The following is a 14,677-nucleotide window of genomic DNA, read 5'->3' on the forward strand; positions in this document are numbered from 1 at the left end:
TTGTCGCCGGCCGCGCGGACGCCCCTTGCATAACACAAGGTTGATGCCGAATGCAACCATCCGCCGCCGATTTACCGCCCGCCTGCCCGCGCCGGCGCCGGCCTGTCGAAATATGACAACGTTGGCAGCGCGTTTTCAACTCGTTATTCTAAAAAAACGTGCGCTGCCAACCATGCGGCGCACGCTCTACAGTTTGTTCTGGTCCAAAAATAAAAAGGAGTGGGGAGATGAGCAAGTTAGTCAAGAAACTCGGCGCACGCCAGGTCAGTTACGCCGTGGCCATGCTGGGCATGCTGCCGGCGGCACACGCGCAGGAATCGCCGGCGGCCGACCCGGTGGCCTCGTCCAGCGTGGTCCAGGTGAGCGGTTTCCGCAAGAGCTATACGGATGCGCTGGTCATGAAGCGGCAGAATATCGGTGTCACCGACAGCATCACGGCCGGCGACGGCCGCTTCCCCGACCTGAACGTGGGCGAGGCCCTGCAACGCATTTCGGGCATCCAGGTCAACCGCGAGGAAGACGGCCGCAGCGCCTCGGTCAATCTGCGCGGGCTGCCCAGCGCGTTCGCCAAAGTCACCCTGAACGGCATGGACTTCGCCGCGCCGGTGCTGGGCGGCGCGACGCCGATGGGCGCGTTCGACTCCGACATCTTCAGCGCCTTCACCGTGGTCAAGTCGGTCTCCGCCGCCGACCAGAGCGGCGGCATCGCCGGCAATATCGACATGGTCATCGCGCCGGCGCTGTCGCGCAAGGAAGGCGCGTTCGTGAAGCTCTCGGGCGAGCACGATACCCTGGGCGGCTATAACTCGCCCAAGCTGTCCATCAACGTGGCCAAGAAATACGTGGATGGCCAGCTCGGGGTGTTCGGCATCCTGACCCGCAAGGAAGAAAAGTTCCGCCGCGACTCGCTCTACATCAATCAATTCACCCAGCTGAACCCAACCACCACGCCCAACTTCCTGGCCCGCTACAAGGACTACTACGCGGCCGACTGCACCGGCCAGCCGTCCGGCTGCGTGGCCGCGCCCGGCGGCACCGGCGCCATTTCCAAGTCCGGCGTCACCATCCCGTCCGATATCCGCCAGGCCGCCATGGTCAACGATGGCTCGCTGACCTCGGGCGCGTTCGGCGCCGAGTACAAGGTGTCGCCGCAATTCAAGCTCGGCGCCCAGTACTTCTTCAGCAACCGTGAAATGAAGGGCACCGCGCTCGACATCCTCGACATCGATTACCGCGACGCCAATACCGTGATCGATCCGAGCGCCGCGCCGTTCCTGCATTCGGACGGCCGTTACTATGTGATGGACTACAACTTCACCAATCCGCGCGTATACGGCTCGATGCGGGCCCAGCCATTTGTGCAAAAGTCCAATGGCCTCAACCTGAAAGGCGCCTACACCGACAGCGACTGGCGCGTCGAGGGCACCGGCGTGCTGTCCAGCGCCACCAACTATGGCTACCAGGGCCAGCTGGACGTGCGCAACACGGCCAAGCCACTGGGCACCAGCGGACTGGGGAACGGCGTCACCGGGCGCGTCGGCCTGTCGGGCGGGCTCAGCAACTTCCTCATGAATTTCAACCAGAGCACGCCGGCGCTGGGCGCAGCCCAGTTGACCGGCCCCTGGACCTGGGGCGGCACCGGCAACACGCCGACCGTCACCAACGCGACCGGCGACGTGTTCATCATTGCCGGCTCCGACAACTACGCCGACAACAAGGTCAAGTCCCTCAAGCTCGATGTCGAGCGCTTCGTCGAGCTGCCGTGGCTGGAAGCGATCCAGGGCGGCGCCCAGTACAACAAGAACGACTACAACTCACGGGCCTACCGTTCCAGCGCCGCCGGCGTCGACTACAGCAAGATCAGCACCGGTTTCGTGACGCAAAGCGCGTTTGCCGGCGATTTTTTCGGCGGCAACGCCGGCAATTACCTGCGCAACTGGCAGACCGTCAACTACAACCTGGTCAGCTCAACCTTGCAGCCGACCATCGCCGGCAATCTGCTGCGCACCGCCAGCGGCTGGGTCAACGACCCGGCGGACGGCGGCTTCACCAGTAATAACTTCAGCATGGACGACGATATCAGGGCGCTGTACCTGATGGGCAAGCTGGATGGCAAGCTCGCCGGCATCCGCATTCGCGGCCACGTCGGGCTGCGCCGCGAGGAGACCCGGCAGACCGTCATTTCCATGGACCGCACCGGCACCGGGGCGGCCGCGACCTTCAAGACCAACACCAAGGAAAGCCGGTACACCAACAACCTGCCGTCGATGCTGCTGGCGGCGGACGTGACCGATAAACTGGTGGTCCGCTATGGCAACTACAAGACCTTTGTGCGCCCCAACCCGCGCGACATTTCGCCGATCTCCACCACGGTGGTGGAGGACCCGGTCAACGGCGGCTTCACCGTCAGCCTGGGCCGCGTGAACATCGAGCCGTACACCTCGAAGTCGCAGGATTTGTCGCTGGAGTATTACAACCGGCCCAACAGCATGATCGGCATGGCCTTCTACCAGAAAAAAATCAGTGGCATGATCGTCGGCGAAAACCGCGACGCCCTGCTGTGCCCGGCCAACGGCTACAACCTGGGCCTGGGCAACTGGAGCGTGGTCAGCGACCGCTGCGTCAGCGACCTGGCGGCGCCCGCCGGCAAGGGCCTGAACGGCAAATACACGATCGACGTGAACGGCGCGGTCAACTCGCCGAACGATCTGGTGGCACAGGGCGCGGAGCTGACCGTGCAGCAGGCGTTCGACTTCCTGCCGGCGCCGTTCAACGGCATGGGTGGCGTCTTCAACTACTCCTACACCCGCACCAAAGGCCTGGCGCCGGACGGCACGCCCGCCTTCCTGAACAATGTGTCGCCGCGCTCGGCCAACCTCATCCTGTACTACGAAACGCCGGTCTGGGGCGTGCGCGGGGTGTACAACTACCGCGACGAGTACAACCTGCCAAGCGGCGGCACGTTCAGCGGCGCCGCGCGCGCGGTGAAGGCGCGCGGCCAGTTCGACCTCTCGGCCTCGTACAAGCTGACGCCGGACCTGACGCTGGCGGTGGACGCCTTCAACCTGACCGACACCTTCCGCCAGGAATATGAAGGAACGGCGGCCAAGCTGCGCCGTGCGGACTACGATGGCCGCACCTACCAGTTCTCGCTGCGCTACACCTTCTTCTGAGCGCGCGCTGGCGGCGTTGCGCGGCTGCCGGACATGCCTCGGCGGCCGGCGCGTCACCACGCACAGGCTTTAGGCGCTTCGCCTCCGGGGCCGGGCCAGATCTGGTCCAGACGGCGCAACACCTCGGGGGACAAGCAGATGTCGACCGCGCGCAGGTTAGCGGCAAGCTGCTCCCTGGTGCGTGGACCGATGATGGGCGCGCTGACGGCGGGATTGTGCAGCAGCCCCCCCAGCGCGACGTCCGATGGCTGTTCGCCCAGTTCACGGCACAGCGCTTCGTAAGCCTCCAGCTGCGCGCGGTGCCGTTCGATGACGTCACCGAGCGCACCTCGGCGGCCTGACGCGGCCTTGCCCAGGGTCCCGCCCAGCAAGCCGCCGGCCAGCGGGCTCCACGGGATCACGCCGATACCGAGATGACGACACGCCGGCACGAGCTCCAGCTCGACGGTGCGATTCGCCAGGTTGTACAGGCTTTGCTCCGAGACCAATCCAAGGAAATGGCGGGAGTTCGCCGCACCTTGCGCCATGGCGATGTGCCAGGCCGCGAAATTGCTGCTGCCGACGTACAGCACCTTGCCCTGCTGAACCAGTAGCTCGAACGCCTGCCAGATCTCTTCCCACGGGGTGTGGCGGTCGATATGGTGCATCTGGTACAGGTCGATGCGGTCGGTCTTCAGGCGCCGCAGGCTGTCCTCGCAAGCCTTGCGGATATGGTAGGCCGACAGGCGCCGGTCGTTGGGGCCGTAGCCCATGGGCTGATAAAGCTTGGTCGCGAGGACGATCCGGTCGCGCGCCTGGCGCTCGTGCATCCAGCGGCCAATGATCTCTTCCGAGTGGCCATAACCTTTTTCCATGTCCGGCTTCTGCGGCCCGCCATAGACGTCCGCCGTATCGATGAAGTTGATGCCCGCGTCGAGCGCCGCGTCCATGATCCCGAAGCTGGCCTTTTCATCGCTCACGTAGCCAAAGTTCATCGTGCCGAGTCCCAGGCGGCTGACTTTCAGGCCTGTCCGGCCCAGGTTTGCGTACTTCATGATCGTCCTTTGCAGCTGGTTTATAAATTGTGATCATCAATCTACACGTCCGAATCCATTAATTGATGAATCGCGTTCATAAGCCCAATCAATGCGGGACCGTCCTTTCAGCTGCGCTCGCCCCTACCATGCTGGTCTTCCAACCACCTATCTAAAAGGCATCCCCATGACTGTAAAGGCAAATGGCGCTTACGCGAACGACCGCGAGGCGTGCTCCAGGCCGGCGGCAGGCACCAGCCACGATACGCCAGCGGCTTGGGGCGGCGTGCTTGCCATGTCGCTGGGCGCATTCGCCCTGGTCGCGTCGGAATTCATGCCGGTCAGCTTGCTGACCCCGGTCGCCGCCGACCTCCACATCACCGAAGGCCAGGCCGGCCAGGCCATCTCGGTCTCCGGCGCCTTCGCCGTGATGACCAGCCTGTTCATCTCCTCGCTGGCGGGAAAGCTGGACCGCAAGCTGCTGTTGCTGGGCATGTCGCTGTTGATGATCGCCTCCGGCTCGATCGCCGCATTCGCCCCCAACTTCACCGTCTTCATGATCGGCCGCGCCTTTGTCGGCGTCGCGATCGGCGGATTCTGGTCCATGTCAGCGGCAACGGCGATGCGCCTGGTGCCCGATCGCCACGTCCCACGGGCGCTGGCGATCGTCAATGGCGGCAACGCGCTGGCGACGGTGGTGGCGGCGCCGCTCGGCAGCTACCTGGGTGCGATGGTCGGCTGGCGCGGGGCGTTCTTCTGCCTGGTTCCCGTGGCGGCGCTTGCGCTCGGATGGAAACTGGCCAGCCTGCCTTCGATGCCTGCCAGCGCGGAGGCAGGCGCCGGCCGCGCGTTCGCACTGTTGCGGCGCCCCGCCGTCGCGCTGGGCATGCTGGCGGTCAGCCTGTTCTTCATGGGCCAGTTTGCGCTGTTCACCTACCTGCGCCCCTTCCTCGAATTGGAGACCCGGGCGGACGCCGCGCTGCTGTCCCTGCTGCTGCTGGTGATTGGCGTGGCCGGCTTCATCGGCACCACCCTGATCGGCGCCTTGCTGAAGAGCGGCCTGTTCCGCATCCTGGTGGCCATTCCCCTGATCATGGCGGCCATCGCGGTGGCGCTCCCGGCGTTCGGCGCGTCGGCCATGGTGACCGCGCTGCTGCTGGCCGTCTGGGGGCTGGTGGGCACGTCCGCCCCGGTGGCCTGGTTCACCTGGCTGGCGCAGACCCTGCCCGACGACGCCGAAACCGGTGGCGGCCTGATGGTGGCGGTGATCCAGCTGGCGATCGCCTCCGGCGCCACGGTGGGCGGCGTGCTGTTTGACGCCAACGGTTACCAGGCCACGTTCGGCGCCAGCGCGGCGGTGCTGGTCGCCGCCGCCATCGTGGCGGTCATGGCCGGACGCGCAGTCCGCGGCGCATAGTAGAATCGGGTCAACTTCAACAAGACACCGGGTTTATGGCACGCGACAACATCAGCGACATCCTCGTGTTCCTGGCGGTGGCGCGGGAGCGCAGCTTCACCCGCGCCGCCTCCAAGCTGGGCATGACGCAATCGGCACTGAGCCACACCATCCGTTCGCTGGAGGCGCGCCTCGGGGTGCGCCTGCTGACGCGCACCACCCGCAGCGTGTCGCCGACCGAGGCCGGCGAGCGTCTGTTGCAGAATGTCGCGCCACGGCTGGAAGAGATCGACGCCGAGATCCTCGCCGTCAGCAATATGGGGGACGCGCCGGCCGGCACCGTGCGCATCACCGCCACCGACCACGTGATCGACAATGTGCTGTGGCCCCGGCTGGCGCCGCTGCTGCTGCGCTACCCGGACATCCATGTCGAGATCAGCGCCGAATACCGGATGGTCGATATCGCCGCAGAGCGCTATGACATCGGGGTGCGCTGGGGCGACATGCTGGAACAGGACATGATCGCGGTGCGCCTCACACCGGACACCCGCACCATGATCGTCGGCTCGCCGGCATACTTCGCGCATCGCCGCGCCCCGGCCTCGCTCCAGGACCTGATGAAACACAATTGCATCGGCCTGCGCCTGGCCTCGCGGGGCGGCATTTATGGCTGGGAGCTACAGCATGAGGGACGCAGCGTCGAGCTGCATCCGCGCGGACAACTGGTGTTCAATGGCGGCTACCAGATGTTGCAGGCGGCTCTCAGCGGCTGCGGACTGGCTTTCCTGACCGACGACCTGGCCGGCGGCTACGTGCGTAGCGGACGCCTGGTCAGCGTCATGGAGCACTGGTGCCCGGGCTTTCCCGGCCTGCACGCCTACTATCCGAGCCGCCGGCACGCATCGCGCGCGCTGGAGCTCGTGATCGAGGCGATCCGTCTCAAGAACTGATTTCACAGCGAGCACCGCATGCAAACACTGGCTGACGCCATCGCCCACTGGACCCAGGGGCGGGAGGATTACCCCACCCCCATCGCCAATTTGTTCCTGTACCGGCGCAACCAGCCGACGCCGCCGCAAGTATGCCTGGTGGAGCCCAGCATCGTGTGCGTCGCTCAAGGCGCGAAACAACTGGTCATCGGCGAACAATCCTACCGCTACGATGCCCGGCGTTTCATGGTGGCGGCGCTCAACCTCCCCGGCAGCACGCAGGTGCTGGAGGCGCAGCCGGACCGGCCATGCCTCGGCCTGGTGTACAAGCTGGACCTGCGTGCCATCGCCGAACTGTCGGCGCACAGCAAGCTGGCGGCGCCAGCCGAGATTGCCAGCCAGGGCGCGGCCGCCATCGGCAGCATGACGCCCGCGCTGGCCCATCCCTTCCAGCGCCTGATCGCCCTGCTGGACGAGCCTGAATCCCTGCCCGTGCTGGCGCCCTTGATCGAACGCGAGATCCACTACCGCTTGCTGCTCAGCGACCAGTCCGCACGCCTGCGGCAGATCGCGTCCGCCGGCAGCCAAAGCTTCCGCGTCGCACGCGCGCTGGACTGGCTGCGCGAGCACTATGCCCTGCCGTTGCGGGTCGACGAACTGACGGCGCGCGTCAACATGAGCACGTCCAACCTGCACCTGCACTTCCGGCAACTGACCGCGATGAGCCCTTTGCAATACCAGAAATGGCTGCGCCTGAACGAGGCACGGCGCCTGATGCTGAATGAACAGCTCGATGCCGCCAGCGCGGCGTTCAAGGTCGGCTATGAAAGCCCGTCCCAGTTCAGCCGGGAATACAGCCGCCTGTTCCGCGCGCCACCCAAGCGCGACATCGACACCATGCGGCGCGAGGCCGCTGTCGCCTGAGGCGCCAAAGAGGATCAGGCAAGAATTCCATGGGATTGTGCTATGCGCGGCGCAAATCCGTTCAATAGAATGCAAGCTTGCATTTCCACATGAGCGGAGAGTAAGGAATGATCACACTGAATATCAACGGCTCGACCACACGTGTCGACGTCGCCGCCGACACCCCATTGCTGTGGGTGCTGCGCGACCAATTGCACCTGACCGGCACCAAATATGGCTGCGGCATGGGCTTGTGCGGCGCCTGCACCGCGCACCTGGATGGCACGCCGATTCGTTCGTGCAGCACGCCGGTGTCGGCGGCGGTCGGCAAGAAGATCGTCACGATCGAAGGCGTCGACCGCGCGCGCACAGGCCAAGTGGTGCAGGAAGCCTGGAAAAAGCTGGACGTGGTGCAGTGCGGCTACTGCCAGTCCGGCCAGATCATGAGCGCAGTCGCCCTGCTGGAAGGCAATCGCAAACCATCCGACACCGACATTGACGCCGCCATGGCCGGCAATATCTGCCGCTGCGCCACCTATGTGCGCATCCGCGCCGCCATCCATCAAGCCGCACAGGAGCTGGCATGAACATGAGTCTTCCCCGTATTGAAAACGGTAGCCGCCGCGACTTCCTGCGTGGCGCCGTGCAAGCGGCCGGCGGCCTCACGCTGGCGATTTACCTGCCGGGCACGCAGGCGGCCGAACCGCCGGCAGCCGCGCCGGAGTTCGAGCCCAACGCCTTTGTCCGCATCGGAGCGGACGGTGTGGTCACCGTCATCGCCAAGCACGTGGAAATGGGCCAGGGCGCCTACACCGGCCTCGCCACGCTGGTGGCGGAAGAACTTGACGCAGCCTGGGCGCAGGTGCGCGTGGAAGGCGCGCCGGCGGACGCCGGCCGCTACAACAACCTGGCGTTCGGTCCCTTCCAGGGGACTGGCGGCAGCACCGCCATCGCCAACTCCTGGGAGCAGTTGCGCAAGGCCGGCGCCAGCGCGCGCGCCATGCTGGTATCCGCCGCCGCGGCGCAATGGCAGGTCCCGGCCGGCGAGATCGGCGTCAGCGAAGGCGTGGTCTCGCACGGCGCGCGCAAGGCCAGCTTCGGCGAGCTGGCGCCGGCGGCGGCATTGCTGCCGGTGCCGGCGGGCGTGCCGTTGAAATCAGCCCAGGACTTCAAGCTGATCGGCAAGCAGGCGCCGCGCAAGGACAGCGCCGACAAGGTCAATGGCCGCGCCCAATTTACCCAGGACTTGCATCTGCCGGGAATGCTGACGGCCGTCGTCGCCCACCCGCCGCGCTTTGGCGCCACCGTAAAGTCGTTCGACGCCACCAAGGCCAAAGCCGTCAAGGGCGTGGTGAACGTGGTGCGGATACCAACCGGCGTGGCGGTCCTGGCGCAGGATACCTGGAGCGCCAAGAAAGGCCGCGACGCGCTCAAGATCGTCTGGGATGAATCCAAAGCCTTCAAGCTGGGCAGCGAAGAAATCCTCGCGCGGTACCGCACGCTGGCGCGACAACCGGGCCTGGTCGCCCATAATTCGGGCGATGCCGATGCCGCCCTCGCGCGATCCGGCCGCGTGCTGCGCGCTTCCTACGACTTCCCCTACCTGGCGCACGCCGCCATGGAACCCTTGAACTGCGTCGTGCGCATCGGCGACAACGAATGCGAGCTTTGGTACGGCGCGCAATTCCAGTCCATCGACCAGTCGTCGGTCGCCGCGCTGTTGGGCTTGCCGCCGGAAAAAGTGAAGATCAATATGCTGTACGCTGGCGGCAGCTTCGGCCGGCGCGCCAGCAAGGACGCCGACTACGTGCTGGAAGCGGTGCACATCGCCAAAGCCAGCAAGTCCCGCGCGCCGGTCAAGATGGTCTGGCTGCGCGAAGACGACATGAAGGGCGCCTACTACCGCCCCGCCTTCCACCACGCGCTGGAGGCCTCGCTGGGCGAAGACGGCCGCCCGACCGCCTGGCGCCACCGCCTCGCAGGCCAATCCATCCTGGCCGGCACCGTATTCGGCGGCATGATCAAGGATGGCATTGACGCGGTCTCCGTCGAGGGCGCGGCCAACCTTCCGTATGGGATTCCCGCCATGCGTGTTGAATTGCACTCGCCAAGCGATATTCCAGTCCCGGTTCACTGGTGGCGTTCGGTCGGGTCCACCCATACCGCCTATTCCACCGAGACCTTTATCGACGAACTGGCCAACAGCGCGGGACAAGACCCGGTGGCCTATCGCCTGGCCTTGCTCGACCAGCATCCACGCCACGCCGGTGTGCTGAAGCTGGCGGCGGAGAAAGCCGGCTGGGGCCAGCCGCTGGCGGTCGGAGCGAACGGCGCGCGGCGCGGACGCGGCGTCGCGGTGCATGAAGCCTTCGGCAGCTATGTCGCCGAGGTGGCCGAGGTCACCGTGAGCGCCGATGGCAGCTTCAGCGTCGACCGCGTGGTGTGCGCGGTGGACTGCGGCATCGTCGTCAATCCGGACGTGGTGCGCGCGCAGGTCGAAGGCGGGGTTGGTTTTGCGCTGTCGGCGGCGCTGCACGGCGCCATCACCTTGAAGGACGGCGCTGTTGAACAATCCAACTTCCATGACTACGCCCCGATCCGCATCACCGAAATGCCCAGGGTGGAGGTGCACATCATGCCGTCGGCCGAGAAGCCCACCGGCATAGGCGAGCCCGGCGTTCCCCCGCTGGCGCCGGCGCTGGCAAACGCGCTGGCGGCCGCGACCGGCAAACGCGTGCGCAGCCTGCCGATCCGCACGGAGGAGCTGAAGGCCTGATGGAAAGTGTCGACTTGCAGGTACTGGAGGCCGCCCGCCGCTGGGCGGCCGAAGGGCGGCGCTATGCGCTGGTGACGGTAGCGCATACCTGGGGCTCCGCGCCCCGCCCTGCCGGCTCATGGCTGGTGATACGGGAAGACGGCGTGGCCGTGGGTTCGGTGTCGGGCGGTTGCGTCGAAGACGACATCATCGCCCGCATGCGCGAAGGCAGCCTCGGCGACCGGCTGCCATTCAGCCTGAATTATGGGGTCACCCAGGACGAGGCAGCGCGCCTTGGCCTGCCTTGCGGCGGCGCGCTGCAACTGGTGGTGGAACCGCGGCCCGATGCCGCGCAGCTGAATGAACTCGCCATGCGCCTCGAACAAGGCGAGCTCGCATTGCGGGAGGTGGATCTGACGCGCGGCATCGCGGCCCTGGGCCCGGCGCAACGCGGCGATACGTTGAGCTGGGATGGCCAGCGGTTGCGTACCATCCACGGTCCGCAATGGCGGCTGTTCATCGTCGGCGCCGGACAGATTTCCTATTACCTTGCCCAAATGGCGCAGGCCCTGGACTACGACATCACCATCTGCGAACCACGCGGAGAATATGGCGCCGAATGGCAAGTGCCGGGCACAAAGCTGGTCAACGCCATGCCGGACGACGCCTTCCTTGCCATGCAGGCCGATACGCGTTGCGCCGTCGTCGCCTTGACCCACGATCCGAAGCTGGACGACATGCTGCTGTTGGAAGCCTTGCGCTCACCCGTCTTCTACGTCGGCGCCGTCGGCTCCCGACTCAACGACAGCAAGCGGCGTGAACGCCTGTCACGCCATTTCGATTTCTCGGCGGCCGAGTTACGGCGGCTGCACGGTCCTATCGGCCTCCCCATCGGCAGCCATACGCCGCCGGAAATCGCGGTCGCGATCATCGCGGAAATGACCGCCGTTCGGCATGGCGCGGCGATTGCCGCACGAAGCGAGGCTCCACGGTGACAAGAATAAAGGCCGATGACGATACCCAGCAAATCATCAACGGCCTTCTATTTTTTCTTAAGAATCAGCTAGGTATAACGGGCTCATTACTCCCACTCAATTATCTGAGCATGCGCCAAGGTCTTGAATCTGTAGGAAAATCCGAGCAGGCGTCTGACTATACCATCCAAAGTACCATCAACTGGCAGAGTGCAGTAAATGGGCGGCAGTGTTTTCGACAATACGGCTTTGCAGGCCGTTTTCCACCTATAAAAATCAATGACTTAGAGATTCGCCACACTTTTCGCCACACCAGCCCGCCATTTCCGGACGTTTTGATAGCCGCCAAACCTCGGCAGTAAATGATCAGCATTTGTTGCACAGCTACAAGTGCTAGCGACTCCCTTTTGTTTGATCCGATTCGGTGGTGATGAGGCCCATCTTGGTAAATCACTCAGCTTTATTTCTTAGCCATAGGTATCCCAGGACTCCGGAAGTGACAGAAGCACAAAGGATGGCAAGTTTTGCGCTAATAACTACGCCCGGCGAATTTGGGAATGCCAGGTTGGCGATGAAGATGGACATAGTGAAACCGATTCCGCCAAGCATCGCAGCGCCAGCGATATGCCGCCACGACAATCCCTGTGGAAGCCTGCACAGCCCGGTGCCCACGGCCAGCAGACAGGCCAGACCAATTCCTATGGGCTTGCCAACGCACAGCCCGAGCATGACGCCGAGGCTGTTCGATGTCATCAAGCCGTCCATCCATTGAGCAGACAGTTCGATCCCGGTATTCGCCAGCGCAAATAGAGGAAGAATCAGCAGTGCCACGGGTTTGTGCAACGCGTGCTCGAGTCGATGCGAGGCCGAGGACTCGTCGTCGCAGATGGATGAATACGGAATCGCGAATGCCAACAGCACGCCAGAAATGGTTGCATGCACACCCGACTTGAACATGAGGAACCACATCAGGATGCCGCCAAGCAGATAGGGTGCAAGCGCCTTTACATGGAACAGTCGATTGAGCATCAGTAGCGCCGTCCACACGGCCAATGCCGCAGCCAGATACACCAGCGACACCTTGGCAGTGTAAAAGAGGGCTATGACCACTATGGCGCCCAAGTCATCCATTACAGCGAGCGCCGCCAGAAAAACCTTGAGAGTGGTGGGAACACGACTCCCCAACAGGGCCAGAACGCCCAGCGCAAAAGCGATGTCTGTGGCCATTGGAATACCAAGTCCTGCTTGAGTGGGGGTACCGTAATTGAGGGTCAGGTGGATGAGCGCCGGGACAGCTATTCCGCCAGCTGCGGCCAACGCGGGCAGCAACGCACGTTTCAGGTCTGAGAGCTCGCCGCTATACAGTTCGCGCTCTAGCTCCAATCCGATGAGCAGAAAAAATATCGCCATCAGGGCGTCATTGATCCACAGTTCGACGCTTAACCCAGCGAGATCAGCGTGCCAAAAATGAAGATATTCCTTGCCAATTGACGAGTTGGCTAAAGCGAGCGATAGGATTGTGCAGAAGATGAGGACAATGCCGCCAGTTTTTTCGGAGTTGGAAAATTCAGTGAAACTACGGGAAATGAAGGTGTCGATTTGCATAGGCGCGGCCTTATCGCGCGGCGGCCCGACCAACGCAATACCTGCTTCGCCCCGATGGCAGAAACACCCTGATAGTCATTATACCTGGTCAAGATATGCGCCAGGCAGCTTGAAGCATCCATCGGCTATGGCAAGGCGATCGTCCGAATCGGCGTCATGCTTGGTCCAAGAGAAGATGCAGGAGAACCAGAGCGACGTGTCTTTCGATAGCGATCCGCCGGCGTTGACGACGCGACACGACCCAGCCAGTTAGGTGGCCTCAGTGTGCGACCGCTGGTGGCGCAGGCTGGAGCGTAGTCGGTGATGCATTGATAAGGTGCTGTTGAGCCAACACTGCATACAGGGGTGCGCTGATCACCTTGGAGATCGTGCGCGCAATCATCGCGCATGCCATCAGACTCAAGACCATCGAATGGCCATCCACCATCTCCATGACGATAATGAACGACGTAAGGGGCGCTTGGGTGGCTGCTGCCAAGAACCCGACCATTCCCAATGCAATCAGAGCGGTAGCGTTGGGCATGTGAAGAAATTGTGCGACATCGTTACCCAGCGCCGCGCCGATCGCCAGCGACGGCGCGAAGATGCCGGCGGGGACGCCCGACCAGGTCGTCAGCCATGTGGCGACAAATTTCAACAAGAAGAACAACGCGGGCACCGCTTCCCTACCGGCGACCATATCTCGTGTGTGTCCGTAGCCGCTGCCGAAGGTGGCGCCAGCTGATGCGAGCCCGATCACTGCAACGAGCAGTCCGCACAGCACGGCGAATCGCATGGGCTGTCTGGCCCGCCATCTGGAGAGAATGTCTTTTCCTTGACCCAACAATGAGGCCTGCAGCAGGCGCGAGAAGAGGCCGCCCGCTAGGCCGCTCAGCACCGCAACCAACAAGCCGGGAAGTACCAGCGACACATCGATGCCGGTGGCGCGTATGATGCCAAAGTATGTCGCATTGCCGTAAATCGATACCGCGATCAGACCGGCCAACACAATGGCCGACAGCAACAGACCACTGCTACGCTGTTCCGGTCTGCGGGACAGTTCTTCGATGGCGAACATGACCCCCGCCAATGGCGTATTAAAGGCTGCGGCGATGCCCGCCGCGCCACCTGCCACCAGCAGACCATGCGTACTTACCGCCACGCGCTCAGGCAACCATTTCCCAGCGGCGAGCATGATGCCGGCGGCCACCTGTACTGATGGGCCTTCACGGCCCAGCGACAGGCCGCCAAGCAAACCCCAGGTGGTCAACCCGACTTTGGCGATGCTGATTTTGAACGACACCAGTTTGCGCGTGGCAGCGGGCGTCGCAGCAGGATCGAGCGTCGCCATGACTTGTGGAATACCAGAGCCGGCCGCTGCCCCGACATAGCGCCGCGTGATCCAAACGATGCAGCCTGCGCACATGGGCGTCCATGCCAGCGCCGCCATCGGCTCGTAGTGAAACAGCGTCATGAACAGGTCAAGCGCTTTTTCTCCCAGCCAGGTAAATGCCACCACGACTAGTCCTGCGGCGCAGGCTGCCGCCATGACCACTGCTCGGGTGGCCCAGACTCGCCAATTACGAAACTCGCTGTCAAACGCAGCTGAAGTATTGTGCTTTATTTTCATGGCGATGGATTAGCAAAAAAAATCCTCGCGGATCAAGGACGCGAGGATTAAAGCCTTCAGCGGGCCTGCTGTGACACTTGAGCCGATCAATACATTTGTACAAATATACTTTGCTGCCATATAATTTGTCAAATGTACCGACACAAACTTGCAAGCGTCGCAGCATGGCGACGCAACACCGTCTCAGCGCTGGCGTTGTGCGGAATGGCCTCCTCGGCCACTGCTGCGCCGACGCCCACGCCGGTCAACAACGATTTGCCAGCCATTGTGAAGTCCTTCGCTGCGTTGAGTGGAAATCGCCCTGTCTTTTGCGATGCGCC

Annotated in this window: 10 protein-coding genes; 7 read left to right on the forward strand and 3 right to left on the reverse strand. The window is 63.6% G+C overall.

The window, feature by feature from the left end; translation table 11 throughout:
- The first annotated feature begins 227 nt into the window (after positions 1–227).
- Positions 228–3,173 carry a TonB-dependent receptor gene (locus GM676_RS12280; RefSeq protein ID WP_155463863.1) on the forward strand — a complete coding sequence of 982 codons (2,946 nt, stop codon included), beginning with the start codon at positions 228–230 and terminating at the stop codon, positions 3,171–3,173.
- A gap of 53 nt (positions 3,174–3,226) precedes the next feature.
- On the opposite strand, the gene GM676_RS12285 is transcribed toward GM676_RS12280, so the two are convergent.
- The gene (locus GM676_RS12285; protein ID WP_155463864.1) at positions 3,227–4,207 is read right to left on the reverse strand and encodes an aldo/keto reductase; all 981 of its coding nucleotides are present in this window, start codon (positions 4,205–4,207) and stop codon (positions 3,227–3,229) included.
- 166 nt (positions 4,208–4,373) lie between these two features.
- Between GM676_RS12285 and GM676_RS12290 the strand changes: the two genes are divergently transcribed.
- The 6 genes from GM676_RS12290 (at position 4,374) to GM676_RS12315 (ending at position 11,164) form a co-directional block, all read left to right on the forward strand.
- Complete coding sequence (locus GM676_RS12290) at positions 4,374–5,603, forward strand: MFS transporter (RefSeq protein ID WP_155463865.1); 1,230 nt, start codon at positions 4,374–4,376, stop codon at positions 5,601–5,603.
- A gap of 35 nt (positions 5,604–5,638) precedes the next feature.
- Positions 5,639–6,532 carry a LysR family transcriptional regulator gene (locus tag GM676_RS12295; RefSeq protein ID WP_155463866.1) on the forward strand — a complete coding sequence of 298 codons (894 nt, stop codon included), beginning with the start codon at positions 5,639–5,641 and terminating at the stop codon, positions 6,530–6,532.
- An 18-nt stretch (positions 6,533–6,550) separates the two neighbouring features.
- The gene (locus GM676_RS12300; protein ID WP_155463867.1) at positions 6,551–7,435 is read left to right on the forward strand and encodes an AraC family transcriptional regulator; all 885 of its coding nucleotides are present in this window, start codon (positions 6,551–6,553) and stop codon (positions 7,433–7,435) included.
- A 107-nt stretch (positions 7,436–7,542) separates the two neighbouring features.
- A complete protein-coding gene (locus GM676_RS12305) occupies positions 7,543–8,001 on the forward strand; it encodes a (2Fe-2S)-binding protein (protein WP_155463868.1) in 459 nt (152 codons plus the stop codon).
- Complete coding sequence (locus GM676_RS12310; protein ID WP_371866212.1) at positions 7,998–10,190, forward strand: xanthine dehydrogenase family protein molybdopterin-binding subunit; 2,193 nt, start codon at positions 7,998–8,000, stop codon at positions 10,188–10,190. Before GM676_RS12305 ends, GM676_RS12310 begins: the two co-directional genes overlap by 4 nt.
- Positions 10,190–11,164 (forward strand): XdhC family protein, encoded by a 975-nt coding sequence (locus tag GM676_RS12315; RefSeq protein WP_155463869.1) that lies wholly within the window; start codon positions 10,190–10,192, stop codon positions 11,162–11,164. The genes GM676_RS12310 and GM676_RS12315 overlap by 1 nt, the downstream gene beginning before the upstream one ends.
- Before the next feature lie 429 nt (positions 11,165–11,593).
- Here the strand turns inward: GM676_RS12315 and nhaA are convergent, their stop codons facing one another.
- Both nhaA and GM676_RS12325 read right to left on the reverse strand, forming a co-directional pair.
- Positions 11,594–12,748: a Na+/H+ antiporter NhaA gene (gene nhaA, locus GM676_RS12320; protein WP_155463870.1), complete on the reverse strand. Its 1,155-nt coding sequence runs from the start codon at positions 12,746–12,748 to the stop codon at positions 11,594–11,596.
- Between the two features lie 259 nt (positions 12,749–13,007).
- Positions 13,008–14,357, reverse strand: coding sequence for a chloride channel protein (locus GM676_RS12325; RefSeq protein ID WP_155463871.1), 1,350 nt, complete (start codon positions 14,355–14,357; stop codon positions 13,008–13,010).
- Positions 14,358–14,677: the final 320 nt, after the last annotated feature.

It is taken from the genome of Duganella radicis, from assembly GCF_009720825.1.
GTDB classification, from domain to species: domain Bacteria; phylum Pseudomonadota; class Gammaproteobacteria; order Burkholderiales; family Burkholderiaceae_D; genus Rugamonas; species Rugamonas radicis.